This window comes from Crossiella sp. CA-258035, assembly GCF_030064675.1.
In the GTDB taxonomy this organism is placed as follows: domain Bacteria; phylum Actinomycetota; class Actinomycetes; order Mycobacteriales; family Pseudonocardiaceae; genus Crossiella.
The window spans coordinates 1,185,403-1,211,230 of the sequence record NZ_CP116413.1 but is presented as its reverse complement, the minus strand read 5'-3'; the positions used below and the strand labels follow the sequence as shown (position 1 = coordinate 1,211,230).

23 protein-coding genes are annotated in these 25,828 nt (G+C 72.2%); 13 read left to right on the top strand and 10 right to left on the bottom strand.

Translation table 11 applies throughout. The features are described 5' to 3' along the window. Positions 1-132 precede the first annotated feature (132 nt). Positions 133-1,026: a LysR family transcriptional regulator gene (locus N8J89_RS05845; protein ID WP_283663326.1), complete on the bottom strand. Its 894-nt coding sequence runs from the start codon at positions 1,024-1,026 to the stop codon at positions 133-135. Positions 1,027-1,131: 105 nt separating this feature from the next. Between N8J89_RS05845 and N8J89_RS05840 the strand changes: the two genes are divergently transcribed. Then, positions 1,132-1,992: an aldo/keto reductase gene (locus N8J89_RS05840; RefSeq protein ID WP_283663325.1), complete on the top strand. Its 861-nt coding sequence runs from the start codon at positions 1,132-1,134 to the stop codon at positions 1,990-1,992. Between the two features lie 55 nt (positions 1,993-2,047). On the opposite strand, the gene N8J89_RS05835 is transcribed toward N8J89_RS05840, so the two are convergent. Then, a complete protein-coding gene (locus tag N8J89_RS05835; protein WP_283663324.1) occupies positions 2,048-2,983 on the bottom strand; it encodes a hypothetical protein in 936 nt (311 codons plus the stop codon). Positions 2,984-3,211: 228 nt separating this feature from the next. Between N8J89_RS05835 and N8J89_RS05830 the strand changes: the two genes are divergently transcribed. Together N8J89_RS05830 and N8J89_RS05825 are read left to right on the top strand one after the other, a co-directional pair. Beyond that, entirely contained in the window at positions 3,212-3,760 is a 549-nt protein-coding gene (locus N8J89_RS05830; protein WP_283663323.1) for a sigma-70 family RNA polymerase sigma factor, read from the top strand. Then, a complete protein-coding gene (locus N8J89_RS05825) occupies positions 3,757-4,428 on the top strand; it encodes an anti-sigma factor family protein (RefSeq protein WP_283663322.1) in 672 nt (223 codons plus the stop codon). Before N8J89_RS05830 ends, N8J89_RS05825 begins: the two co-directional genes overlap by 4 nt. A 74-nt stretch (positions 4,429-4,502) precedes the next feature. Here the strand turns inward: N8J89_RS05825 and N8J89_RS05820 are convergent, their stop codons facing one another. Continuing rightward, positions 4,503-8,078, bottom strand: coding sequence for a S8 family peptidase (locus N8J89_RS05820; RefSeq protein WP_283663321.1), 3,576 nt, complete (start codon positions 8,076-8,078; stop codon positions 4,503-4,505). Positions 8,079-8,410: 332 nt separating this feature from the next. Continuing rightward, complete coding sequence (locus N8J89_RS05815; RefSeq protein WP_252480101.1) at positions 8,411-8,635, bottom strand: hypothetical protein; 225 nt, start codon at positions 8,633-8,635, stop codon at positions 8,411-8,413. 300 nt (positions 8,636-8,935) lie between these two features. Here N8J89_RS05815 and N8J89_RS05810 point away from each other — a divergent pair, with 300 nt between their 5' ends. Next, positions 8,936-9,991: a helix-turn-helix domain-containing protein gene (locus N8J89_RS05810; protein WP_283663320.1), complete on the top strand. Its 1,056-nt coding sequence runs from the start codon at positions 8,936-8,938 to the stop codon at positions 9,989-9,991. A 51-nt stretch (positions 9,992-10,042) separates the two neighbouring features. Next, on the top strand, positions 10,043-10,615 hold the full coding sequence (locus N8J89_RS05805; protein ID WP_252480099.1) for an HD domain-containing protein: 573 nt from the start codon (positions 10,043-10,045) through the stop codon (positions 10,613-10,615). A 41-nt stretch (positions 10,616-10,656) separates the two neighbouring features. Here the strand turns inward: N8J89_RS05805 and N8J89_RS05800 are convergent, their stop codons facing one another. Both N8J89_RS05800 and N8J89_RS05795 read right to left on the bottom strand, forming a co-directional pair. Beyond that, positions 10,657-11,805, bottom strand: a complete 1,149-nt coding sequence (locus N8J89_RS05800; RefSeq protein WP_283663319.1) for an ABC transporter permease — start codon at positions 11,803-11,805, stop codon at positions 10,657-10,659. Then, positions 11,802-12,734, bottom strand: coding sequence for an ABC transporter ATP-binding protein (locus N8J89_RS05795; protein ID WP_283663318.1), 933 nt, complete (start codon positions 12,732-12,734; stop codon positions 11,802-11,804). The genes N8J89_RS05800 and N8J89_RS05795 overlap by 4 nt, the downstream gene beginning before the upstream one ends. 72 nt (positions 12,735-12,806) lie before the next feature. Here N8J89_RS05795 and N8J89_RS05790 point away from each other — a divergent pair, with 72 nt between their 5' ends. Both N8J89_RS05790 and N8J89_RS05785 read left to right on the top strand, forming a co-directional pair. Further along, positions 12,807-13,076, top strand: a complete 270-nt coding sequence (locus N8J89_RS05790; protein ID WP_283663317.1) for a helix-turn-helix transcriptional regulator — start codon at positions 12,807-12,809, stop codon at positions 13,074-13,076. Between the two features lie 94 nt (positions 13,077-13,170). Next, positions 13,171-13,311 (top strand): hypothetical protein, encoded by a 141-nt coding sequence (locus tag N8J89_RS05785; RefSeq protein ID WP_283663316.1) that lies wholly within the window; start codon positions 13,171-13,173, stop codon positions 13,309-13,311. Here the strand turns inward: N8J89_RS05785 and N8J89_RS05780 are convergent. The 4 genes from N8J89_RS05780 to N8J89_RS05765 all read right to left on the bottom strand — a co-directional run bounded on the left by N8J89_RS05780 (position 13,299) and on the right by N8J89_RS05765 (position 19,819). After that, positions 13,299-13,898: a hypothetical protein gene (locus N8J89_RS05780; protein ID WP_283663315.1), complete on the bottom strand. Its 600-nt coding sequence runs from the start codon at positions 13,896-13,898 to the stop codon at positions 13,299-13,301. The two genes, N8J89_RS05785 and N8J89_RS05780, sit on opposite strands and share 13 nt — an antisense overlap. A 176-nt stretch (positions 13,899-14,074) precedes the next feature. Next, the gene (ggt, locus tag N8J89_RS05775) at positions 14,075-15,898 is read right to left on the bottom strand and encodes a gamma-glutamyltransferase (RefSeq protein WP_283663314.1); all 1,824 of its coding nucleotides are present in this window, start codon (positions 15,896-15,898) and stop codon (positions 14,075-14,077) included. 36 nt (positions 15,899-15,934) lie between these two features. After that, complete coding sequence (locus tag N8J89_RS05770; protein WP_283663313.1) at positions 15,935-18,499, bottom strand: bifunctional lysylphosphatidylglycerol flippase/synthetase MprF; 2,565 nt, start codon at positions 18,497-18,499, stop codon at positions 15,935-15,937. A gap of 12 nt (positions 18,500-18,511) precedes the next feature. After that, positions 18,512-19,819: an alpha/beta hydrolase gene (locus tag N8J89_RS05765; RefSeq protein WP_283663312.1), complete on the bottom strand. Its 1,308-nt coding sequence runs from the start codon at positions 19,817-19,819 to the stop codon at positions 18,512-18,514. A gap of 104 nt (positions 19,820-19,923) precedes the next feature. Here N8J89_RS05765 and N8J89_RS05760 point away from each other — a divergent pair, with 104 nt between their 5' ends. From N8J89_RS05760 to N8J89_RS05735, 6 genes are all read left to right on the top strand, one after another. Beyond that, positions 19,924-21,597 (top strand): beta-N-acetylhexosaminidase, encoded by a 1,674-nt coding sequence (locus N8J89_RS05760; RefSeq protein WP_283663311.1) that lies wholly within the window; start codon positions 19,924-19,926, stop codon positions 21,595-21,597. Between the two features lie 41 nt (positions 21,598-21,638). Then, positions 21,639-22,001, top strand: a complete 363-nt coding sequence (locus N8J89_RS05755; RefSeq protein ID WP_283663310.1) for a hypothetical protein — start codon at positions 21,639-21,641, stop codon at positions 21,999-22,001. A 55-nt stretch (positions 22,002-22,056) separates the two neighbouring features. Next, positions 22,057-23,163 (top strand): PLP-dependent cysteine synthase family protein, encoded by a 1,107-nt coding sequence (locus tag N8J89_RS05750; RefSeq protein WP_283663309.1) that lies wholly within the window; start codon positions 22,057-22,059, stop codon positions 23,161-23,163. Further along, positions 23,163-24,410 carry an MFS transporter gene (locus tag N8J89_RS05745; protein ID WP_283663308.1) on the top strand — a complete coding sequence of 416 codons (1,248 nt, stop codon included), beginning with the start codon at positions 23,163-23,165 and terminating at the stop codon, positions 24,408-24,410. The genes N8J89_RS05750 and N8J89_RS05745 overlap by 1 nt, the downstream gene beginning before the upstream one ends. Positions 24,411-24,730: 320 nt before the next feature. Then, positions 24,731-25,060, top strand: coding sequence for a hypothetical protein (locus N8J89_RS05740; RefSeq protein ID WP_283663307.1), 330 nt, complete (start codon positions 24,731-24,733; stop codon positions 25,058-25,060). 115 nt (positions 25,061-25,175) lie between these two features. Then, positions 25,176-25,808: a TetR/AcrR family transcriptional regulator gene (locus tag N8J89_RS05735; RefSeq protein WP_252480085.1), complete on the top strand. Its 633-nt coding sequence runs from the start codon at positions 25,176-25,178 to the stop codon at positions 25,806-25,808. Positions 25,809-25,828 lie beyond the last annotated feature (20 nt).

The following is a 25,828-nucleotide window of genomic DNA, read 5'->3' as shown; positions in this document are numbered from 1 at the left end:
GTGGACGGTGCGTTTGCCGTTGTGGGACACCGGCTTTCGGCTCGTAGGTGCCGGCACCGCCCACAACGGCCAACGAGGCGTACGAGATCGGCCAACACGGCGTCCACAACGGCCAACACTCCGGGGGGTTGGTCAGGTGACCGGGAGCGTGTCGCTGCCGAGGACCAGGCGGAGGAAGGCCTGGGCGGAGGGGCTGACGTGTTCGCCGGAGCGCAGCGCGATGCTGGCCTCCCAGTTCGGCGCGGCCGGGTTGAGCTCGGCGATGCAGACCGGGAAGCCCTTCTTGTAGGCCATCGGCCGGGGCACCACCGCGACGCCGAGGCCGTGCCCGACCAGCTCCAGCAGGCTGTGCACGTCGTTGAGCTCCAGGGCCACCCTGCGGGTCATGCCCTGGGCGGCGAAGACCCGGTCGGTGAGCTGGCGGGCGCCCCAGTCGCTCTGGAAGTCCACGAACACCTCATCGGTCAGCTCCGCCCACTCCACCCGGTCCCGCCGGGCGAAGCGGTGCTCGCGGCCGCAGACCAGCAGCATCGGCTCGGTGGCCAGGTGGGCCAGGCTGACGCCGTCGGGGGCCGGGCGGGGCTGGTCGACCAGGGCCAGGTCCAGCCGGCCCGCTTTCACCCCTTCGATGAGCTTGGCGCCGCCGGACTGGGTCAGCCGGACCTCGACGCCGGGGTGCGCGGCGTGGAAGCGGGCCAGCAGCGCGGGGGCGTCGATCACGCCGAGGCACTGCACCATGCCCACCGACAGGGTGCCGCGCAGCACGCCCTGCACCGCGGCCACCGCGTCCTTGGCCGCGGCCACGCTGACCAGTGTGCGCCTGGCCTCCACCAGCAGCGCGCGTCCCGCCTCGGTGAGTTCCACCCGTCGGGTGCTGCGCACGAACAACGGCGCGCCGAGTTCGCGTTCCAGTGCTTTGATCGAGGCGGAGAGACCGGACTGCGCGACCCGCACCCGCTCGGCGGCTCGTGTGAAGTGCCGTTCTTCCGCTACCGCGACGAAGTACTCCAGGTGCCGAAGCTCCACGACTGTGCACGTTAGCCGATGAGTGCCAGCAGGTTCTGCTGTTGGACTCAACCGAGACCACACCGCAAGCTGGAGAAACGCCCACAGCTGAGGACAGGAGCAAGTATGAGGACTCGCCGCATCGGCGACGTCGAGGTGAGCGCGATCGGCCTGGGCGCGATGCCCATGTCATCGGAGTTCGGCAAGGACCGGCAGGCGTCGCTGACCACCGTGCACGCCGCGCTGGAGGCCGGGGTCACGCTCATCGACACCGCGGACGCCTACTGCACCAGCAGCGCCGACTTCGGGGACAACGAGCGCTTCGTGGCCGAGGTGCTGGCCGCCTACCCAGGTGACACCAGCGCGGTGCTGGTGGCCACCAAGGGCGGGCACACCCGCGACGAGCAGGGGGCCTGGGGCCTCAACGGCGACCCCGGCTACCTGAAGCAGGCCTGCGATGCCTCGCTGAAGCGGCTCGGCGTGGACGTGATCGGCCTCTACCAGTTCCACCGGCCGGACCCGAGGGTGCCGATCGGTGACTCGGTGAGCGCGCTGCGCGACCTGCTGGACGCCGGGAAGATCCGCTACGCCGGGGTGTCCAACTTCAACCCGGCCGAGATCCGGCAGGCCAACGAGATCCTCGGCGGCAGGCTGGTCTCGGTGCAGAACCAGTACTCCCCCGCCTTCCGCTCCAGCGAGCCGGAGCTGGCGCTGTGCGCCGAGCTGGGCATCGCGTTCCTGCCCTGGAGCCCGCTGGGCGGCATCGCCAAGGCGGCCGAGCTGGGCAGCGGGTTCGCCGCCTTCGCCGAGGTCGCCGACGGCCGCGGGGTGAGCCCGCAGCAGGTCTGCCTGGCCTGGATGCTGGCCAAGTCCGAGGTGGTCATCCCGATCCCGGGCGCCAGCCGGACCGCCTCGGTGCTGGACTCGGTCGCCGCGGTGCACCTGGAGCTCAGCGCGGAGGAGATCGCGCACCTGGACCGGATCTAGCCCGCGCACGCCGCCGCCCGTGTCCACAGTGGACACGGGCGGCCGTCCCGGTGGCTCAGTAGCCGCCGGTCGCGCCGCCGCCCTTGGCGCTGCCACCGGCCGCGTTCTTGGCCTTCTTGCCGTCGGGGGCCGCGACGAACCAGGTGCCCTGCACGGCCTGGCCCTTGGTGTCACCGGCCTTGGCGTCCTGGGTGAAGCGGTACAGCGGCCAGCCGCCGAGGGTCACCTGCTCGGAGCCGTCGGGCCGCTTGACCGAGCCGACCAGCGCGGAGTCCACGCCCTGCACGGTGACGTTGCCGTTGACCAGCACCGGCGGCCAGGCTTCCAGGCACTTGCCCGCGCAGTTGGACTTGGACGGCTTGGCGGTGTCCTTGTCGAAGCGGTACAGGGTCAGGCCGTTGACGTCGGTGACGATGTTGCCCAGCTCGCTGGAGGCCACCGCGTTGAGCGTGGCCGCGGCGTTCTGGCCGCCGCCGCTGCTCGCCTTGGCCTTCTTGCCCTCCGGGGTGGCCGCGAACCAGGTGCCCTGCACGCCCTGGCCCTTCGCCTCACCCGGCGCGGTGTCCTTGGCGAAGGTGTAGAGCGGCCAGCCGGCCAGGGTCAGCTGCTCGGTGCCGTCGGCCCGCTTGAGCGACCCCACCAGCGCGGAGTCCACGCCCTGCACCGTAGGCTGCCCCTCGACCAGCGCCGGGGGCCAGGCCTCGAGGCACTTGTCCGCGCAGTTGGACTTCGGCGGCTTGGCGGTGTCCTTGTCGAAGCGGTACAGGGTCCTCCCGTTGCCGTCGGTGACGACCTCGCCCAGCTGCGCCATGGTCGAGACGTTCAGCGTGGCCGGCGCCGGGGCCTGGCTGCTGGTGGGCTGCGGCGTCGGCGCCGGCGGCTGGAGCTGGGGTGCGGCACCGTCCACTCCGGACCCACACGCGCCGGCCAGCAGCACGGCGGACACAGCGGAAACTGCCATGATCATGGTGCGCACGCGTCGAGTCTGCACGGCTCATCCCTCCACGAAGTCCTCGGTGTCCCGCCCAGCAGGCGGACGCCGTGGAATACGAGCCCATCGGCCGCGCGGGTTCAGCTCGACGGCAGAAACGGCCGAATGTCCTAGAACAACCCAGCTTCCTGAACCGGAACCGCGGACTCCTCGTATCCCACGGGAAGGACGCCCTGTGAGCAGCGCGAAGGAGCGAGGCCAGATGAGTCGCCGACGAAAGGCAGCGCGGTGAACGTACGGCGCTTCGGCAAGCCGGAGAAGCGCAAGGACGAAGCGGAGCGCCAGCTCATCGCGCTGCTGTACCGCCAGTACGGCCAGGTGCTGATGCGGCACGCGATGCGCCTCACCGGCAACGACAAGTACTGGGCCGAGGACGTGGTGCAGGAGACGCTGCTGCGGGCCTGGCGGCACGCGGAGAAGCTGGACCGCGATCCGGACCTGTTGCGCGCCTGGTTGTTCACCGTGGCCCGCCGGATCGTCATCGATGCCCGCCGCAGCAAGGGAATCCGGCCGCAGGAGGTGGATCCGGCGCCCCTGGAGGTGCTGCCGGAGCCCGCGCGCACCGACGAGGCGCTCTCCCGCATCGTGATCAAAACAGCGCTGGACAGCCTCAGCGCCGAGCACCGGGAGGCGGTCGAGCAGACCTACCTCCGGGACCGCTCGGTGACCGAGGCCGCCGCCGTGCTGGGCGTTCCGCCTGGCACAGTGAAGTCGCGGGTGTTCTACGCGCTGCGGGCACTGCGCCGGACCTTGGAAGAACAGGGAGTCACGCCATGACGCCGCCGATCGACCACACGGACGTGGGCGCCTACGTCCTCGGCGTGCTGGACGCGCACGAGGCCGAGGCGTTCGAGGCCCACCTGCTCGGCTGCGAGCTCTGCCAGGCGGAGCTGAAGTCGCTGTCCGCGCTGCCCGACCTGCTCGACGAGCTGCGCGAACCGCCCTCGGCCCCCGCGCCGGTCGCGGTGGAGATGCCCAGGCTGCTGGACGAGGTGGCCGCGCGCCGCCGCAGGCGCCGGATCGTCACCTGGGTGGCCGCGGCCGTCGCGACCATCGCGATCATCGCCGGTCCGATCGTGACCGCGGCGCTGACCGCGACCGACCCGAACGTGGTCGCCTTCCCGGACGGGGTGCCCAAGCTGACCGGTTCCGGACCGACCGGCGCCAACATCGAGCTGACCGTGCAGGAGAAGGGCTGGGGCTCGGACGTGGTGCTCTCGCTCAAGGGCGTGCGCGGCCCGGAGAAGTGCGAGCTGATCGCGGTGGGCAAGAACGGGCAGGAGGCCACCGTGAACAGCTGGCTGGTGCCCTCCTGGGGCTACGGCGTGCCCGGCTGGCCGCAGCCGCTGATGATGCGCGGCGGCGCGGCGATGAAGCCGGGCGACATCGCCAAGTTCGAGGTGCGCACGCTGGACAAGAAGGTGCTGGTCAGCGTGCCTGCCTGAGTGGGTCAACGAGAAGGGGGCGAACCCGTCTGGGTCCGCCCCCTTCTCACCCGCAGTGTTACTCGAGCGCAGGGTTACTTCAGTGCGTAGGCCCTGATCAGGGTCTGCTCCACCGCGTTGCCGTCCACATCGGTGGCGTGCACCCGCAGCGAGACGAACCCGCTGCTGTCGGCCTTGCGCGGGTGCTGGACCGCCCCGCGGTAGCCGCCGTCGCCGCCGATCGCGCTGAGCTCGACCGGTTCCCAGGTGCCGCCGTCGTTGAAGGACACCTCGGCCCTGGCCCCGGCGACCTTGACCGGGGGCGCGCCCGGCTGGGTGGCCGCGGTCAGGTTCAGCGCGAACAGCCGGTCCGCCGGGGCCGCGTTGTCCAGGTCGAGGTCCAGGTTCCACCGGGCCTGGAGCACCGGCAGCGGCACCGTCTTGCCCGCCTCGCCCCGTGCGGAGCTGAAGCTCCACGAGGAGAACGACTCGGTGCCGACCGACCAGCCGGGACGGCCCTGGTTGACGTCCAGCTCCACCCGGTAGTTCGCCTTCTCCGCCACGCCGACGGCCACCTCGCCGAGCGCGTGCGGCTGTTCGGCCACCTGCTCGCCGTCCCGGTACACCCTGGCCACCGTGCTCGCGCCGAGGTCGCGCAGGTAGTGGTCGGGATCGCTGTCCAGGAACTCGGCGAAGTTGAGCCGCAGCTTGTCGTCGGTGCGGCTCACCGGGACCAGCGCCCTGGACACGCCGGGCTGGAACGGCCCCTGGTACCAGGACACGGTCCGGCTGCTGCCCGCCACCGGCGGCGGCGCGTTGCCGTTGCCCGCCATGCCGTCCGCGCCACCCGAGCCGTAGAACAGCGGCTGGTACCGGGTGCCGTTGGCGGAGAAGTAGCGCAGGTGGTCACTGGGAATGCGCCGCTCGAAGCTCATCGAGATCGCGATGAAGTCGTACGGCCGGAAGCTGAACATGCCCTGCGAGCCAACCTGGTCCGGCCGCACCGCGTGCAGCCTGGTCCGCTCGGTGGCCACCGTCGCCGGGCTCACCGCGAAGGACAGGTCCGAGGGGATGCTCTGCGCGAAGGGCTGCACCAGGTGGTACTGCACCGGGCTGTGCGCGGTGCCCTTGAGCTCCACCGTGACCGGTCCCCTGGCCAGCAGCTCCAGCAGCCGCTTGCCCTCCACATTGGACAGTTCGAGACCGGGGATGGCCGGGTTGCGGGTGGTGTAGTCGGCGAAGCGGCCCGGTCCCGACCCGAACACCGCGGCCACTCCCGCCTTGGCGTTGGCCGCGTTGCGCACCTGGTCGTTCGGCGTGATGTCCTTGGACTGCTGGATCAGCGCGATCTTGCCGCGCACGTCCCGCCCGGCGAACTCGGCCGGGGTGCCGGTGCCCACGTAGACCACCGGCAGGCGGTGCGTGCCGTCGATCCGGTTGCCGAGCTCTTGGCCGGTGCCCAGGTAGTCGGGGCGGAGCACGGTCTCCGGCGCGAGCACCTTGGCGGAGAGCTTGGGCGCCTCCAGCCACATCCGGTTGGCCAGCTCGAACTCCCCGCGCCGGACCGGCTCGGCGGGCACGGCGTAGATCCGGTCCACGGTGCGGCCGTAGAAGAACCCGCTGGTGAAACGGTTGTTGCCGGTGGCCCTGGTCCAGGTCTGGGACAGGGTGACCGGTTCGGTCCGCTCCGGTGTGCGGGCCTGGACCTCCTTGCCACCGCGGGCGTCCAGGGTGATCGAGGTGGCGCCGTTGACCTCCAGCTCGTCCTTGGTCACCACGGTGTACTCGGTGTCGTTGCGGCTGGGGTCGGCGGTGGAGAGGAAGCTGCCGAGGAAGTACCGGCCGGGCGGCAGCAGCAGGCCGCCGGAGCCGGTGGCGTCCACGCTGACCCGGTGGTAGCGCGCGTTGTCCAGGTTCCAGGCCGAGATCGCGGCGTAGCCGGGGGCCTTGCCGTCGCGGCCGATCGCGCTGATCGAGACCTTGTGCTGGAGGTCCTTGTGGAAGCCCAGCACGGTCCGCAGCACCGCGGTGCCGCCGCGCTGGCTGGCGGTGAGCGCGCCGGAGTACAGGCCCAGCTCGCCCGCGTTCGGGTTGACCGTGACGGTCGCCGTGGCCGAGCCACCGGCCGGGATCGACACGGTGGCCGGGCTCACCGAGAGCAGCTCCGCCGGTGCGCTCGCGCCGGTGGCGGACTTGGCCGCGACGGTGAGGTCGAGCTGCGCCTCGGCAGCGGAGTCGTTGGTGTAGGTCACCTTGCGGGTCACCGGTTCGATCGAGCCGTAGGGACCGAGGAAGCGGCCCAGGCTCAGCGAGCCCGCGTCCGCCCGCAGCTGCTGCTGCGCGGTCGCGGCCACCCCGGCCTCAACCCGGCCCGCGCCCTGGTCGTAGGCGCTGATGTTCGGCAGCGGCTTGGCGGTCTGCATCAGCGCGGCCTTGAGCTGCGCCGCGGTCCACTTCGGGTTGCGCTGGGCCAGGATCGCGGCCGCACCGGCCACGTGCGGGGTGGCCATCGAGGTGCCGTCGGCCGACAGGTACCGGTCGCCGCCCGCGGAGTTCGCCCTGGCCGCGCTGATCGCCACGCCGGGCGCGGCGATGTCCGGCTTGAGCGCGTTGTCGCCGTACCGCGGTCCCTTGCTGGAGAAGTCGGCCAGCCGGTCCTGCTTGTCCACCGCGGCGACGGTCAGCGCCGAGTCGGCCGCGCCGGGCGAGGACACCGTCTCCGTACCACCGCGCCCGGAGTTGCCAGCCGCGATCACGAACAGCGCGCCGGTGTCCGCGGAGATCCGGTTGACCGCAACGCTCATCGGGTCGGTGCCGTCGGTGGGCCCGCCACCGAGGCTCATGCTGACCACCTTGGCCTTGCTCGCGGCCCACTCCATCCCGGCGATGATGCCGGACTCGGAGCCGGACCCGCTGTCGCTCAACACCTTGCCGTTCAACAACTTCGCGCCCGGCGCGACGCCCTTCTTGGTGCCACCGGCCGCCGCGCCGGAACCGGCCACGGTGGAGGCGACGTGGGTGCCGTGGCCGTGCTTGTCGGTGGCGTCCGGCGCGGTGCTGAAGTTCTTGTGCTCCACCACTTTCCCGGCCAGGTCCGGGTGCGTGTCGTCGATCCCGGTGTCCAGCACCGCGACCGTGCCGCCACTCCCGTCGAACCCGGCCTGCCAGGCCGCGGGCGCGCCGATCTGCGGCACGCTGGTGTCCAAAGTGGACTTGACCTGGCCGTCCAGCCAGACCTTGGCCACCCCGTGGTTCAGCGCCTTGGCCCCGGGGTTGGTCAGCGCGGCCCAGAACTCGCCGAGCTTGCCCCGGTCCGCGCGCACCGCCTGCGCACTGGCGCTGGCCAGCACGGCCTGGCGGCGGCTACCGGCCGGCGGGGTCGCGGTGATCGACAGCTGCTGCTGGCGGTAAGTGAGGATCAGCGGCAGCGAGTCCTGCCGGTCGAAACCCTGCTCCACCAGCCTGGTGACGTTGAACAGCCGCTCGTCCAGCAGCCCGGCCGCCAGGTAGGGCTCGGCGGCGAACGGGATGACGTGGGCCTGTTCGTCCACGGTGTACGTGCGGTACTGCTCGGAGCCGCGGACCCGCGCGGCCTGACGGCCGTCCGCGTAGTGGTCGAGGGCCACGGTGTCCCCGGTGACCAGGGTCAGTTCCGCAGACCGGACCGGCACGTCCTGACCGGGTCTCGGCTGCGGCGACGCGGTGCCCACTCCCCCGGCCACACCGCTTGCCACCAGGCCCAATGCCGCCAGACTGGCGACGACTCTCCGATGTCTCGACAAGGTGCCCCTCCTACCACCAGGCGATACCGGAGCCCGAAGCTAGCGGCAGGCGATGCGCCGCAGGCACCTGCAAAGGTGGTCTAAACCTGGCGTTCGGGTGAACCGTCGACTTAGTCCGTCCACTGTGGACAGAATTCACCGGCGGGAGCTAGTCCGAACGGGCTCGTGTCCCCCGCCCGCGACCAGGGAGAGGAACGGGGGACACGAGCCTGGGAGGGATGTCACCGGTCGATCTCGTGCTGGTGCGGCATCGGGATCCGCGCCACGCACAGGACACAGGGCATCCCGGAGCTGGTCGGTTCGATCACGGCTAGTGGGGCCACATGTCCGCACAAGGCGGTGAGATCATCCGGCGGTGTCTCCGGGCGCAGGGTGGCCACCCGGAAACCGTGCACCTGCTTGTCCCGCCAGCTACGCCACCAGGCCAGATCGTCATTGGCCGCCATCCGCACCACCGTCCCGCGGCGCGTAGTAGTGGCACACGACCTCTCCCCTCCGACACAACCGGCTGATCGGAGGGGTCCGACCCAGCGGTTGTCCCCGGTAACCTGCTTACCCATGGCAGTGGATCAACCACTGTCTGTACAACGTTAGGGAACCTGACGCGACAAGAGGACTGACCGGAAGTACGGGTTGGCTCACTCCGGCCGGTGCTCGGCGGGAGGGCGAGCGGCGTGGCCGATCGGTCCGGAAGACTGCGAACGGGTCAACGTTCTCCGCGCTGTGTCGGAATCGTCTCCGGCTATGTGCTCAAGCTGGCCAGGGAGTCCGTCCCGTTGAGCCAGTCGGTGCTGGCCGAACACCTTGGCGTTGACCTGACCACGGTGCAGGGATGGGAAAGCGGACGCAGGCCGCTGACCGCGATCCGCACCGCCGACCTGATCCGACTGCGCGTCAAGCTGATCCGGCTGGGCGTGCCGCCGAAGGTGTTCGCCGCGTTGGAGGACGCGCTGGAGGCGGACCTGCTGATCGGGCACGCGGTGGAGACCGGCGACCGCCCGGCCGGGGTCGGCGACCACCCGCTGGCGCAGTGCGTGCACCGGCGCAACCTGACCAACATGATCACCTGGCCGTTCACCGGCCTGGTGCCGCCGAGCCTGCGTGACCTGGACCGGCAGAGCCACCAGCGCCGCGGCCCGGTGCCGGACCGGCCCGCCCTCGGCGCCGCCGAGACGGACCGGTTCTTCGACCACCTGCTGGTCACCGCGGACGCCGAGGCCGCCGAGGACCAGGCGCTGCTGCGCAGGCAGGCGGTGTACCTGCTCGGCTTCGACGGCCGGGGCCCCACCGCGGAGTGGCTGGCCACCGAACAGCGCCGGGCGCTGCGCAGCGCGGGCCGCACCGACCACGTGCCGTCCTGGGTGGAGGTGCGCTCCTCGGCGATCGCGCTGAGCCGTTCCGGTGACCGCGATCCGTTGCGCGCCTTCGTGCGCACCGCGCTGACCAACGAGGCGCAGGAGATCGCCAACCTGAACTACTGGGCCTACTGGGTGGGCGAGGTCGCCGACGTGCAGACCGACGACGGTTTCATGACCGAGCTGGGCGTGCGGTCCTGGACCGGCGAGGACCTGTTGCGGCACCTGCTGGTCCGGCTGCTGCCCGGCGGCGACCACGCCGAGCTGAACATCCACAGCCTGTGGTCGCTGGTGCTGGCCCGTCCCGCGCTGCTGGACGCCAACCCCGGCCTGCGCCGCCTGGCCAGGGAGCGGGTGGACGGCATGAGCGCGGACCGGGAGCTGGCCAAGCAGGCCCATCGCGAACTGACCGGACTTGACTACGCCATCCGCCTGGCCGCGCGCTGAGCGGGCCGGGATGGCTCCGGGTACGTGACTACCTAGGAGAGAGGTCAGCCAGTGAACGACAAGCACGACCGCGAAGCGGCCGCGGTCGCCGAGTTCGCCTTCGAGCTGGGGGTGCTCAAGCGCACCCGCCGGGCTGGTTGGTGGCACGTCGGCGTCCGCGACCCCGAGTCGGTCGCCGAGCACAGCCTGCGGGTCGCCCAGCTCGCCACCATGCTCGCCGCCATGGAGGGCGCCGACCCCGCCCGTGCCGCGTTGCTCGCGCTCTGGCACGACTCCCAGGAGACCAGGATCGGCGACCTCACGCACACCGCCCGGGACTACCTGCAGGCCGCCTCCAACGAGCGGATCACCGCGGACCAGACCGCCGCGCTGCCGGACACCGCGCGCAAGACGGTGCAGGAGGTGGTGCACGAGTACGAGTCGGCTGGCACCGCGGAGGCGCGCTGCGCCAAGGACGCGGACAAGCTGGAATGCCTGCTGCAAGCCGTGGAGTACCGGGAGAGCGGGTACCGGGGCGTGCAGGGCTGGATCGACTCCTCGCGCAAGGCGCTGCACACCGAGGCGGCCCGCCGGGTGGCCGAGGCCGCGCTGAGCGTGTCCACCATGGCCTGGCGCGGGCGCTGACCGCGGCGCCCCCGGCCGAGGTGGCCGGGGGCGCCGGGTTTTCAGTTGCGGCTCAACGCTTCCGCGAGCCTGGTGCGGGCCCCCACCCGCAGCACGGTGTTCGCGTAGACCCGGCCGCCGAGCCAGAGCAGCAGGCCGATCGCGGGCAGCATCAGCCCGGCCGCGAGCAGCTGCTGCCACAGCGGGGCCGCGCCGAGGGCAGCCCTGATCGGCATCAGCATCGGCGCGAACGGCGGCAGCATCGAGGCCCACTCGACCAGCCGGTCGGCCGGGTTGCGCAGCAGCAGCGGCAGCCCGGCCGCGAACGGCAGGATGAGCAGCATCATCACCGGGGTGATCACCGACTGCATGTCCTCCTGCCGAGAGACCAGCGCGCCGGTCGCGGCGAACAGCGTGGCGTAGAGGGTGAACCCGAGCAGGTACCAGCCGATCATCCCGGCGACCGTGCCCACCGTGCCCCCGGGCAGCGTCACCACCCCCGAGGCGGAAGCGGCGGCCAGTCCGGCCCCGGCGACCAGCGCGAGCTGGGTCAGCCCGACCAGGCCGATGCCGATCACCTTGCCCGCCAGCAGCTGCCAGGGCCGGACCGCGGCCAGCAGCAGCTCGACCACCCGGCTGCTCTTCTCCTCCACCACGCCCTGGGCCACCGTCACCCCGTAGCCGACCAGCGCGAAGTACAGCAGCATCGCGGTGGCGAAGGCCAGCATCAGCCGGGACCCGCGATCCGGGTCGGCCGGGGTCAGCGCGCGCACCTGGGCCGGTTCCGGCGCGCGTCCGGCCTCGGCCAGCACGGCCTTGACCGCGAGCACGTCCAGCGCGCCGCGCAGCTCGCCGTCGGTGTCCCGGTCCACCACCGCGGACACCCCGGAACCGTTGGCCAGGAACACATCCACGTCACCGTCGCGGACCAGGCGCTCGCCCTCGGCCGCGTCCGCCACCGGGCGCAGGGCCAGTTTCCCGCCGGTGGCCTGGAGTTGCGCCCGCAGCGCCTCCCCGGTCTGGGCGCTCTGCGCGGTGACCGCCGCGGTGCGCTCGTTGGCGCCGCCGAGCGCGGAGAAGCCGACCAGGCCGCCGACGATGGCCAGCATCAGCAGGGTGCCGAGCACGAAGGACTTGCCGCGCATCCGGGTGCTGATCTCGCGGCCGGCCACCAGCCAGGCGCCGCGGAGTGGTCCGAGCTGGGTGTTCACGCGCCCGCCTCCTCGGTGACGATGTGCCGGTAGGTCTCGGTCAAAGTGGGCTGCCTGTGCCCGAACCCGCGCACCGGCCCGGTGCGCAGCGCCGCGGCCAGCACCAGCTGGTCGTCCGCGCCCTCGGCCAGCTCCAGCACCGTCTGTCCGTCCTCTGTGGACACCGTGTGGACGCCGGGAATGCCGTCGGCCCAGCCGGGCGCGGCCGAGGGCGCGTCCACCACCAGCCGCGCCGAACCCGCGCGCTGGAGGTCGGAAACGGTGCCACAGGCCACCATCCGGCCCTGCCGGACGATGCCGACCCGGTCGCACAGCCGCTCCACCAGGTCGAGCTGGTGGCTGGAGAACAACACCGGCACACCCCGCGCGCACTGCTCGCGCAGCACCTCGCTGAGCACGTCCACCGCCACCGGATCCAGGCCGGAGAACGGCTCGTCCAGCACCAGCAGCATCGGCCGGTACACCAGCGCGGCGGCCAGCTGCACCCGCTGCTGGTTGCCCAGGCTGAGCTTCTGCACCTCGTCATCACGCCGCTCGGCCACACCCAGGCGGGCCAGCCACTCCTCGGTCTCCCGCCGGGCCGCCCTCGGGGTGAAACCGTGCAGGCGGGCCAGGTAGGTCAGCTGCTCGCCGACCTTCATCTTCGGGTAGAGCCCGCGCTCCTCCGGCATGTAGCCGATCCGGCGGCGCCCGGCGAAGCCCAGCGGCGCGCCGTCCCAGCGCACCTCGCCCTCGTCGGCGGTGAGCACGCCGAGCACGATCCGCATGGTCGTGGTCTTGCCCGCGCCGTTGCCGCCGACGAAGCCGAACAGCTCGCCCGGCCGCACCAGGAAGCTCATCCCGTCCAGCGCCCGCCGCTCGCCATAGCGCTTGCCGAGCCGATCCACCTCCAGGCCGAGATCCACTCCCGCCCTCACTGATGCGTTCATGTGGCAAAGTGTTGTAAAAACCCAACAAACTGTCAAGTTGTCCAACTAGCTGGTTGTGCCAAACTTAGTCCCGTGAGCCCAGTGCGACGGGGCAAGGACCTGCCGATCTACAACCGGCTCCCGGTGCTGCGCGCCGAACGCGGCCTGTCCCGGGTCGCACTGGCCGAAGCGGTGGAGGTCAACCCGCAGACCATCGGCGCCCTGGAGCGCGGCGACCACTACCCGAGCCTGGACCTGGCCTTCCGGATCTGCGAGGTGTTCGGGCTGCCGGTGGAGGCGGTGTTCAGCCGCGAGCCGTTCACCCCGCTGTCCGAGCAGGTCTATCGAGGGGGCGGGGCCTGAGCCTGCGCGAGCGGTACACCGAGTTCGAGCGCCGCCGGACGGCGAAGTTCAGCCGCCGGGCTGGCGCACCAGGCGGCACCGGCGGCGGCTGGCCGTGCTGTGCACGCTGTTCCCGTTCGCGCTGGTCGCGATCCTGCTGGTGGACCTGCGCTCCCCGGCGGTGGGCGCGACCGGAGCCGTGCTGCTGGCCTGGACGCTGCCGGACGACGATCCCGAGGACTTTCAGGGCCAGTAGGGCTGAGCCCGCTCCGCCGCCCCGGCGATGGCCGCCCCGTCGACCTTGGCGGTGGTGTTGACCCCGGCGCTCGCCCACTCCACCCGCAGCTCGAACTCGGTGTCCGGCAACGGGTGCAGCCACAGCTGGAAGTGCGAGTCCACCGTGCCGCTGTCCGCGGTGCCACCGTCCGGGCTGCACACCAGCAACGGCCCCGCGGGCTGGTCCTCCGGGGCCGACCCGACCGCGGCGACCTCGGTCCCGTCGGCCAGCCGCACGCTGAAGTGCGGGGCCGACTCGGTGGACGGATCCCGGTTCCAGCGCCGCCGGTGCGCGCCGAACAACCCGTCGTGCAGCTCCCACCAGGCGTCCTCAGCCAGCCCGTCCCGCCGCGCCGCCACCCGCACCTCGACCTGGCACCCGTTCGGGTAAGCCCGCGCACCGACCAGGAACACCACCGCGTTCGCCGTCCTGGTCACCACCGAATCCAGCGGCACCAGCACCCCTGGCACGTCCTCCGGCGGGCCGAGCCACACCGCCCGCGCGGGACGGGGCAGCTCGGCCGCGGGCCCAGGACCAACATCCGGCTCATCGTCGAAAAAGCCCATACCCCCGACCCTAACCATCGTGTTGGCCGTTGTCGTACGCAGTCTTGGCCGTCATCGCAGCCGTGTTGGCCGTTGTCGCAGCCGTGTTGGCCGAAGCCACACTCCGCCCGGCCAACCTGCGGTACGACAACGGCCAACACCGCGTACGACTTCGGCCAACACTCGGGGTGATCGGGTCAGCGGCCGACTGGGAAGACGACCTTCGCGCTGCCGCCGCCGCGGCGGACGGGTTCGGCCACCGCCTGGATCCGGCCCCAGCCCAGGAACTCCAGCGCGGCCACGGTGCCGATCTCCGGGTTCGGGGTGAAGGTGGTGGACGGCAGCTCGAACTGGTGCCCGTAGGCCTCCAGCTCGGCCCGCTTGGGCGAGTTGAAGAAGGCTGGCTCGGCCTCGGTCTTGGCCCGGTTGCGCTGGGAGAGCCGGGGCGCGGCCACCGCCTGCGGCAGCGTCATGCCCAGGTCCAGCCGGTTGACCAGGGTCTGCAGCACGGTGGTGATGATGGTCGAGCCGCCGGGGGAACCCAGGGCCAGCAACGGTTTGCCGTGCTTGAGCACGATGGTCGGCGACATGCTGCTGCGCGGTCGCTTGCCACCGTCGGGCGCGTTCGCCGGCCACGGCTGCCCGGCGGCCGGGGGCGCGAAGTCGAAGTCGGTCAGCTCGTTGTTGAGCAGGAAACCCCGGTGCGGCACGGTGATCGCGCTGCCGCCGGTCTGCTCGATGGTCAGCGTGTAGGCCACCACGTTGCCCCAGGCGTCGGCCGTGGTCAGGTGCGTGGTGGAGGTGCCCTCGTAGCGGTCGGGGCCGGGCGCGGCGGTCTTGCAGCCGCCGGGCTTGAGCGGATCGCCCGCCGGGGCCGGGTGCGGCATGGCCTTCTTCGCATCGATCAGGCAGGCCCGGTCCTTGGCGAAGGCGTCCGACAGCAGCGGTTTCAGCGGAACGTCCACAAAGGACGGATCGCCGAGCCACTTGTTCCGGTCCGCGTAGGCCAGCCTGCTGGCCTCCAGGTAGGTGTGCGTGGCCCCGTTGACGTCCTTGCGGGACAACGGGAACCGCTCCATGATGTTGAGCGCCTCGCCGACCGTGGAACCGCCGGAGGAGGGCGGGGCCATGCCGTAGACGTCCAGCCCGCGGTAGCCGATCTTCGTCGGCGCGCGGTCCTCGGCCCGGTAGCGCGCCAGGTCCTCGGTCACCATCAGGCCCGGCCGCACCTTGATGGTGGCGCCATCGGCCACCGGCGGCTGGTTCACCGTGTGCACGATCTCCCGGCCCAGCTCACCGCGGTAGAGCCAGTCCAGTCCCTTGTCCGCCAGGCCCCGGTAGGTCTCGGCCAGCTCCGGGTTGCGGAAGGTGCTGCCCACCTCGGGCAGCTTGCCGCCGGGCAGGAACAGCTTGGCGGTCGGCGCGATGGCCCGGAAGCGGTCCTCGTTCTGCCAGGTGTGGTCCCGGTACTCCTTGTCCACGGTGAACCCGTCGCGGGCCAGCCTGATCGCCGGGCGCAGCGTCTCGGCCAGGCTCTTGCGCCCCCACTTGTCCAGGGCGCGCTGCCAGGTCAGCGGGGTGCCGGGCACGCCGACGGACAGCCCGGAGGTGACCGCCTCCTCGAACGGGATGGCCTTGCCGTTCTCGACGAAGGAGTCCTTCTTCATCGCCTTGGGCGCGGTCTCCCGGCCGTCGATGGTGTGCACCTTCCCGGTGCGCGCCTCGTAGTAGACGAAGAACCCGCCGCCGCCGATCCCGGCGGAGAACGGTTCGGTCACGCCCAGCGCCGCGGCCGCGGCCACCGCCGCGTCGACCGCGTTGCCACCCCGGCGCAACACCTCGATCCCGGCCTTGCTGGCGTCCTCGTCAACCGTGGACACCGCGCCGCCGTACCCGGTCTGCGTCGGCTGCTTGCCGCTCTGACCAGCATCAGCGGCCAGTGCGACCGGCACGCTGGTCAGGGTCACCGCCGCGGTGGCGCACAGCACCACCGCCGCGCGCAAGGGTCGTAGGGATCGCACGTCGCCGCCTTTCGCCGGGTTCGTCACCCGGGCAAACTAACGGCTGAGCACCCTTCGCACCAGGCGTAGACCCTGCCGGGGCCCCATATTCGGCAGATATGCCCGGCTGATCGCGTTCGCGATGCGCGGCAGGGCGGCCGGATCCGGGTAGGCCAGGTAGAGCGGCTGGTAGGTCGGCTGGAACTTGGCCTTGAACGCGAACAGCGAGCGGAACCCGTACACCGGCTCCAGCGCCCGCCCGGTGAAGTCCAGCAGCCGTTGCAGCGCGCCGGGCTGCTGCCCGCGGTCCAGCCTGGCCAGCGGGGCGCCGGAGAGGCTGAGGAACTCCGCGCCCTCCTCCTTGAAGCTCAGCGCGGCCGAGGCGATCAGGAACTCCATCACGCCGCGGAAGCCGGTGGCCCGCCGCCGCATGAAGTCCAGCGTCCAGCCCACCACCTGCCCGTCCCGGTGCACCGGCAGCCAGCTGGTGATGCCGTGCACGGTCCGGTCCGCGTCCACCGCGACCAGGCAGCGCACCTCCGGGTCGTTGAGCTCGTCCAGGCCGCCCAGGGTGAAGCCCATCTCCGGCAGGCCCTTGTCCGCCACCCACTCCTCGGAGATCGAGCGCACCTGGTCGGTGATGGCCAGCGGCGCCTTGGCGTAGCTCCACCACTCCGCGGTGATCCCGGCCTTGCCCGCCTTGTTCAGCGCGGTGCGCACGTCCTGCCACTTCTTGCCGGTGAAGGCCAGCTCGGGCAGCGGCACCAGGGTGTCCTCGGCCACCTGCACCGCGCTCCAGCCGAACTCGGCGGTGGCCTGCCTGACCTGCTCGGTGACGCTGTAGAAGCAGGGCGTCCAGCCGTTGCGGGCGCAGAAGTCGGCGAACCCGCGCACCGCCTCGGTCCGCGCGGCCGGCTCGCCGACCGGGTCGCCGGTGGTGATCGCGATGGTGGCGACCACCCGGTAGGCCACCGCGGCCCGCTCGTCCTGGGTGAACCAGTAGTTGTTGCCGGGCCAGGTGGTCATGTGCGCCAGCGAGGAGCCGCCGAACTTCTCCGCCAGCTCGCGGGCGCGGGCGGCCGCGGTCGCGTCGGTCGGCGGCGCGGCCCGCCAGAAGGTGACCAGGAACCCGCCGAGCACCAGCAGCCAGAACACCACGCCCAGGTACTCGCACAGCACCTCGGCCGCGCCGCCGGTGGCGATGAACCGCACCGGGAACAGGTCGAGGTAGCCCGGCGGCAGGAACCGCGAGGGCGCGTCCGCCAGCAGCTCGCCGAAGCTGGGCCGGGGGTCGAACTGGTCCCGCCACAGGTACCCGCCGAGCACGTACAGCGCGCCGAGGGACAGGAACGCGGTCAGCACGAAGGCCAGCAGCCTCCGCCGGGACCGGCGCGGCCCGGTCACGGTGAACTGCCTGCGGGTGATGACCAGCCCGGCCAGCATGGCCACCGACAGCAGCAGCGGCATCGAGGAGTCGAACACCAGCTGCGCCTTGGTGTGCGGGGCCAGCCCGACGATGTCCTCGGCCGGGGTCAGCGCGAGGTCCACCACCGACTGCACGAACCAGACCAGCAGCGCCAGGTTGGCCACGGTGGCCGACCACCAGGCCAGCACCCGCCCCCGCCGCAGCCCCTCGGCCAGCACCAGCAGGAACAGCGCGGGCAGCACGGAGAGGACCGCGCTGGGCAGCCCGTCGAAACTCGCCCTGGCCCGGTGCTCCCGGCACTGCGCGGCCAGCTCCGGGTCCGCGCAGACCGCCGCCACCTCCTCGGCGCTGGGGGTGGGCGCGGTCAGCACATCGCCCAGCGCCACCAGCGGCCCGGCGCTGTAGGGGTTGAGCAGCATGAACACCGGCCCCAGCGCGCAGGCCGCGAGCAGCAGCGCGACCAGCACCCTGGTCTCGGACCGGGACGGCGCGCCCAGCGTCTTGCCGACCCGCCCGAACACGGCCACCCCGGCGAGCAGGCCGACCAGCCCGCCGCACAGCCGCACCACGTCCTGGGCGTAGCCGGAGAACAGCGCCAGCGTCACCAGCGCGACGATCAGCACCAGCCGCAACCGCCTGCGCCACAACGCGGGCAGCCGCGAGCTCAGCGCCAGTCCCAGCCCGACCGCGCCGGTGGACGGGCTCAGCGCCAGCTCGGCCGGATCGTCCAGGAAGTTCAGCCACAGCCAGCCGGCCAACGAGCCGAGCTTGACCACCCCGATGCCCAGCAGGGTGCCGCCGACCTGCGCGGCCAGGAACAGCACCGCGGTCCGCCCCGGGCCCAGCAGCCGCTCCCCCGCCGCGCCGAAACCCAGCAGCAGCACCGAACTGGCCAGGTAGCCGGTCAGGTCCAGGCACCACAGCGCGCTGCTCACCGGCGCCCACCAGTGACCGTGGGCCAGCGAGCCGGTGCCGATGCCGACCTGCCGGAGCAGCTCCTCCGGCGGCCCGTCCAGCAAGCTGCCGGTCAGCGCGCCCACCGTCCACAGCGCGAGCAGGAACACCAGGGTCAGCGGCGCGTGCGCGAGCAGCCCGAGCAGTCCGCGCAGCGCGGCCATGCCCTGGTGCGCCAGCCGGACCGGGGCTCCCCGGCGCGGCGCGGGCGGACCATCCGCGTGACTGTCCTCAGTGGACACTTGTGGCTCCGATCATCGCGGGGTCAGTCCGGTGTGCTGGGCCAGCCACGGCAGGGACTGCGCCAGCGCGGGCCGCCACACCACCCAGTTGTGCGCGCCGGGCAGTTCCAGCCAGTCCACCTGCAGGCCGGCCCGGCGGCAGGCCTTGAGCACCTCCTGCTGCTGCGGCCGGAACTCGCCGTCCTTGTTGCCGGAAGCGATCAGGCCCGCGGTCTTCGGGAACTTCGCGGTGGCCAGGATGTCCAGCGGGTTGACCTTCTTGAACGCCGCCTCGTCCCCGCCGAAGGCCGCGTTCACGGTGTCCTTGCGGTTGCCCAGCGAGGGCTCGCGCTGCCCGGAGATGTCGATGAAGTTGCGGTAGACCTCGGGCGCGCGCACCGCCAGCTGCAGCGCGCAGGTGCCGCCCTGGGAGAGCCCGCCGATGGTCCAGGCCTGCGGCTCGGTCTCCACCTGGAGGTTCTGCCGGACCCAGTTCGGCACGTCCTTGGCCAGGTAGGTCTCGGCGTTGCCCAGCTTGGAGTCCAGGCACAGCGGGTTGGCCAGCTCGCTGCCCAGGTGGTCCGGCAGCACCACCACCGGCGCGAGGCCCTTGTTCTCCGCGGCGTAGTTGTCCATGGTCGTGCTCAGCTGGCCGCCGACCAACCAGTCGGTGGGGGAACCGGGCTGCCCGGCCAGCAGCACCAGCACCGGCAGCTTGGGCCGCGGGCTGGCCTGGTAGGCCGGGGGCAGGTAGACCCGGCCGGTGCGGGCGCCGAACCCGGCCGAGGACGGGATGGTCACCTCCGAGACCGTGCCCTGCGTCGGCAGGTCGCCCGGGGGTCGCCACACCTCGCTGAGCGCCTTGCCCGGCGGCACCACCACGGTGCTCGCGGCGGGTTTGGCCGCCTCGGACAGGTCAGCGGTCCTGCCCTGCCCGCCGCCCAGCGCCGCCCCGACGGTCGGGAACTGGCCGAAGAACCGGTTCACATCGGCCGCCCCACACACCGCGAGCACCACCACCGCCAGCGCGATGCCGACCCTGGCCGGCCAGCGCAGCGGCAGCGCGCGGAACACGCCGAGCACCAGGCCACCGGCGAGCACGGTGATCCACAGCGTCACGTTGGTCGGCAGCCGGTCCGCGAACGGCCGCCACAGCTGGTTGACCACCAGCTCGACCAGCAGGCCGAGCAGCACCATGCCGAGCAGCGCCAGCGGCACGATCCGCCGCCACCACACCCGGCGGCCATCGGCCAGCAGCACGGCGAAGGCGGCGCCACCGGCGAAGGTGAGCACGGCCGGGACCGCCCCGTCGATCAGGGACCAGTCGAGCAGGCTCGCCATGTGCCACACCCTGGGTGCGCGCCGCCCGGCGGCACAACGCGACAACCTGTCGGTTCACCGATTGGAGCGGTTCGTGTCCCCGAAATTGGTGAAGTATGTGTCCTGTGACCGATCGACTCGCCACCCTGTTGCCCCGCCCCCGGAGCGCGCGTGGGCTCACCGGCACCTTCACCTTCACCGAGCGCACCAGCATCGTCGCTGGTCCCGGCGCTGACGGCAGCACCGACCTGGTGCGCCGCGCGCTGTCCTTCCTGCGCCTGCCCCTGCCCCAGCGCGGCACGCCCGAGCCGGGGTCGCTGGTTGTGACCCTCGACCCGGCCGCGCACGGCCCGGAGGGCTACCAGCTGCTGGTCCGGCCGGACCGGCTGGACATCGTGGCCGGTTCCACCGCGGGCGCGACCTACGCCGTGTCCACCCTGCGCCAGCTGCTGCCGGAGGTGGCCTGGCGGGCCGCCGCAGCCAGGGGCACGGTGTGGGAGCTGGCCTGCTGCGAGGTCACCGACGCCCCAGCCACCGACTGGCGCGGGGTGATGCTCGACGTGTCCCGGCACTTCCTGCCCAAGCGGGAGGTGCTGCGGATGATCGACCTGCTGGCCATGCACAAGCTGAACCGGCTGCACCTGCACCTGGCCGACGACCAGGGCTGGCGGATCGAGAGCGCCCGCTACCCCCAGCTGACCGAGCTGGCCAGCCACCGGCCGCACACCGCGCTCGGCCACGGCGCCGAGCACAGCGGCCACGACGGCACCCCGCACGGCGGCTACTACACCCGGGACGACCTGGCCGAGATCGGCGCCTACGCCCACGAGCGGGCGGTCACCGTGGTGCCCGAGCTGGACGTGCCCGGCCACGCCTCCGCGCTGCTGGCCGCGCTGCCCGAACTGGGCTCGGTGCCCGGCGGCAAGTACGAGGTGCAGACCACCTGGGGCATCTTCCCGAACCTGCTGTCCCCGCTGCCCGCGGTGGAGCAGGTGGTGGACGAGCTGCTCGGCGAGCTGCTGGAGGTGCTGCCCAGCCCGTTCGTGCACCTCGGCGGCGACGAGTGCCCGCTCGGCCAGTGGGAGGACAACCCGGAGATCCAGGCCTACCGCGAGTCCCGTGGCCTGCCGACCATGGCCGCGCTGCACGGCGACTTCCTGCGGCGGCTGGCCGACCGGCTGGCCGGCCGGGGCGTGCGCGCGGTGTTCTGGGACGAGGCCTTCGGCAGCGGCGGGCTGCGGCCGGACTCGGTCGTGATGGCCTGGCGCGGCGACGAGGTGGCCCGCAAGGCCGCGGCCGCCGGGTTCCAGGTGGTGCGCACCCCGGTGTTCCCCACCTACCTCGACTACTACAGCGACGACGACCCGAGGGAGCCGCTGGCCATCGGCGGCCCGGTGCGGCTGGCCGACGTGGCCGCGCTGGACCCGCGCCCCGCGACGTTCACCGAGGCGGAGAACGCCAACGTGATCGGCGTGCAGGCGCAGCTGTGGAGCGAGTACCTGCCGCACGCCCGGCTGCTGGACTACCGCGCCTTCCCCCGCGTGTGCGCGCTGGCCGAGGTGGCCTGGACGGGTGCGCCGTCGACCTGGCCGGAGGAGCCGGAGCGGGTGCGCGCGCAGCTGTCCAGATTGGACGCGGCGGGCGTGGAGTACCGGCCGCTGGGGGACCCGAAGCCTTGGCAGCGCGGCGGAACCGGCGCCCGCGCGTTCCGCTCCGGCTACCCGATGGCCGAGGTCACCAGGGCGCTGGACGAGCTCGCCGCCGAAGACAACCCGGAAGGCCTACAACCTTCGTCGTGACCGGCCCGTGACCCGGCCGGAAGATCCGGTACGTTGGCGGTGTGCGTCTGGCCCGCCCCGTGGTGGCACTGCTGCTCGGGGTCCTCTACCTCACTCTCCACCTCGGTGGCGAGTGCTTCGTAGCGCACACCGCTGACGTGCATTCCCATGCACACAACACTTCCGCCGTCGACCACGGTCAGCACGACTGCGACGGCGGCCACCACGACGGCACCGACGAGCTCTGCCTCGCGCTGCCCCGCGGCGACCAGCCGACCGACCTCCCGGTCCTGCCGGACCTGGCCGTCACCGCGCCGATTTCCCTTGCCCCGCAAGCGTTGTCCGCGCCCACCTGGTGTGCCGACCCCATACCTGTCCACAGTGGACAGTCGATCCAGCTCGTCAACTGCGTGTTCCGGAACTGAGCAGCAGCCGCAACCCGCCTTCACCCGTACCTCTTTCCCGAGGAAGAACCACGTCATGGATCTGCTGCTGCCTCCTGCCCGCACGTCCCCGGCTCAGCTGCTCACCAGCGCGCCGCGCTGCCAGAACCTGCGCGCCGCGGTCGGCAACACCCCGGTGTTGTGGATCGACGAGCCCTTCGCCAAGCCCGGCAACGGTTTCTGGGCCAAGCTCGAAGGCGCCAACCCCGGCGGCATGAAGGACCGCCCCGCCCTGCACATGGTCGAGTGCGCCCGCCGCCGCGGCGAGCTGGCGCCCGGCGCGATGATCGTCGAGTCCACCAGCGGCACCCTCGGCCTCGGCCTGGCGCTGGCCGGGATCGCCTACGGGCACCCGGTCACCCTGGTCACCGACCCCGGCATGGAACCGATCCTGCACCGGCTGCTCACCGCCTACGGCGCGCGGATCGAGCTGGTCGGCGAGGCGCACCCGACCGGCGGCTGGCAGGAGGCCAGGCGGCAGCGGGTGGCCGAGGTGCTGGCCGCCAACCCCGGCGCGTACTGCCCCGACCAGTACCACAACCCGGACAACGTGGCCGCCTACTCGGCGCTGGCACTGGAGCTGGTGGCCCAGCTCGGCCGGGTGGACGTGCTGGTGTGCTCGGTGGGCACCGGCGGCCACTCCGCCGGGGTGTCCCGGGTGCTGCGGGAGTTCTGCCCGGACCTGCGCCTGGTCGGGGTGGACACCATCGGCTCCACCATCTTCGGCCAGCCGGCCCGGCGCAGGCTGATGCGCGGCCTGGGGTCCAGCATCTACCCGCGCAACGTGGCCTACCCCGCCTTCGACGAGGTGCACTGGGTCGCGCCGGGCGAGTCGGTGTGGGCCAGCAGGGCGCTGGCGCGGACCAGCTTCGCCACCGGCGGCTGGAGCGTGGGCGCGGTGGCGCTGGTCGCGGGCTGGCTGGCCCGCAACGCCGAGCCGGACACCCGGATCGCGGCGATCTTCCCGGACGGCCCGCAGCGCTACTACACCACGGTGTTCAACGACGAGTACTGCGATGCGCACGGCCTGCTGGACGGCCCGCCGCCCACCGGCCCGGCCGAGATCGCACACCCCGGCGAGACCGAGGTGACGTCCTGGACGCGCTGCCGCACCGTGCTGGACCCCGCCCCCGGAGCGCCGTGATGCAGGTCCTCACCCAGTACCGGTCCTTCCCGAGGCCGGTCCGCCTGCTGCTGGTCAACCAGCTGACCATCAACCTGGGCTTCTACATGCTGATGCCCTACCTGGCCGCGCACCTCTCCGGCGGTCTCGGCCTGGCCGCCTGGCTGGTCGGGCTGGTGCTCGGCGTGCGGAACCTGTCCCAGCAGGGCATGTTCCTCTTCGGCGGCGCGCTGGCCGACCGGTTCGGCTACAAACCGATGATCATCGCGGGCCTGTCCCTGCGCACGGTCGGCTTCGGGCTGCTCGGCTTCGTGGACAGCCTGCCCGCGCTGATCGCCGCCTCGGCCGCCACCGGACTGGCCGGGGCGCTGTTCAACCCCGCCTCCAGGGCCTACCTGACCGCGGAGTCGGGTGAGCGGCGGGTGGAGGCCTTCGCGCTGTTCAACGTCTTCTACCAGGTGGGCATCCTGATCGGGCCGCTGATCGGGCTGCTGCTGACCGGGGTGGCCTTCTCGCTGACCTGCCTGGTCGCCGCGGTGGTCTTCGCCGTGCTGACCGTCCTGCAGGTCAGGGAGCTGCCCGCGCGGTCGGCCCCCGGTGGCGGCGGCAGCGTGCTCGGCGGGGTCGGCGAGGCGGTGCGCAACCGGCCGTTCCTGCTGTTCTCGGTGGCCATGATCGGCTCGTACGTGCTGTCCTTCCAGATCTACCTGACGCTGCCCTTGCAGGTCAGGGCGATCGCGGGCGGCGAGCTGGCCGCCACGGTCGGCGTGGGCGCGCTGTTCGCGGTGTCCGGGCTGGTCGCGGTGCTCGGCCAGCTGCGGATCACCGCCTGGTGCCGGGCGCGCTACGGCCCGGCCCGGTGCATCACGCTCGGGCTGGCGCTGATGACCGGCGCGTTCCTGCCGCCGCTGCTGACCGGCCTGCTGGACCCCCAGCAGCAGGGCGGGCCCGGCCTGTGGCTGCCGGTGCTGCTGCTGACCACGCTGCTGCTCACGGTGGGCACGGTGGTGACCTACCCGTTCGAGATGGACACCATCGCCACGCTCTCCGGCGGCAGGCTGGTCGCCACGCACTACGGCCTGTACAGCACCCTGTCCGGCATCGGCATCACCATCGGCAACCTGGTCGCCGGCCGCGCGCTCGACCTGGCCAGATCCGCTGGGGTACCGGCGATCCCGTGGCTGACACTGCTGGCGCTGGGCCTGCTCGGCACGTTCGCCGTGCACCGGATGGACCGTTCCGGGCGGCTCACCCCGGTGCCGGTGTGAGTGTTGCGGGTGGCTCCCGATTCCGCGTCGACCGGGAGCCGCCCGCACCTCCCGCATGCCCCTTCGACACGGGAAGTCCGGCAGCAGGCGGCCAGCAGCCCCGCCACAGTCGCGCTGCCCCTGCTCGACCGTGGCGGAACCTCGACCGGAACCGCGCCGTTGCCCGGGATATCTCCTCCGACCACCGCTCGGGTTACACAGGCAACCCAGGTCCACTCGGACGAGTGAGTACGACCGTCCGGGGGATGTCAGCCGCCAAACCGTCATGCGCGTCCCCGCCAGGTCTCTCACCATGGGACGAGGCCGAGCGGGAGGCGTCAATGGACCACACACCGATCACCGTCGACTACATGCCCGAAGGCGAGGACTGGACCGTCACGGTCCGGTACGGCCAGCTGGAGGAGGCGGCCACCGCGCCAGGCCTGATCGCCGCCCGCGACCAGGCGGACCAGATCCTGGAACGGATCGCCCCCGGCACCCCCAGCAGGGCGGTGCACCTGCTCGACGGCGACGCCTTCGCCTTCACCACGGCCTACCTGCACGCCCGGCACGGCCTGACCCCGGTGGCCGAAGCGCCCACCCAGCCCGACGGCGAGGAAGTGGAAGAAGCGGAAGAACAAGGCGCGCAGGCGGCCACCAACACCGGCTGACCTTCCACTTCGGACGACCGGTTGACACCCCAGGCCGCACCGCGCCCCTAGGATGGCAGGACACGGGCGGTCACGTCGCCGACACAGGCGTCGGCGGCGGTGAGAGGGGGCAGGTTTGGCGACTGCGCCAGGCACTGAGGAGTTGCACGGCAGCAGCCGAGCCAAGGAAGCAGGTGGAGCGCCCCGGGGCAGACCGCGCGACGCGACCCGCGACGACGCCCTGCGCAAGGCCACCCTGGAAGTGATGGCCGAGGTCGGCTACCGCGCGCTGACCATGGACGCGGTCGCGGCCAGGGCGAAGGCGGGCAAGGCGACCATCTACCGCCGCTGGGAGTCCAAGCTCGAACTGGTCATCGACACCTGCAACGAGCTGGTCAGCCGCAGCGTCCCCGAACCCGACACCGGTTCGGTCGCCGGCGACCTGCGCGAGTTCCTGCTGGGCTACGTCGACTTCCTGACCGGCCCCTCCGGCAAAGCGGCCCAGGCCCTGGTCGGCGAGCTCCCGCACGAGCCAGAACTGGCCACCGCCTTCCGCGACAGCTTCCTCACCGGCCAGCGCGGCATGCTGCGCCGCATCCTGGAACGCGGAGCCGAACGCGGCGAGATCAACCGGCACGCACCGCTGGGCATGGTGAACGAGCTGGCCGGCGCCACCCTGACCTACCGCCTGATGCTCACCGGCGAGCCCATCGACGAGGCGTTCGTCGACAAGCTCCTGGAGCAGGCCCTGCTACCGCTGCTCAACTGACCCCGCGGCAGCAGGCCCGG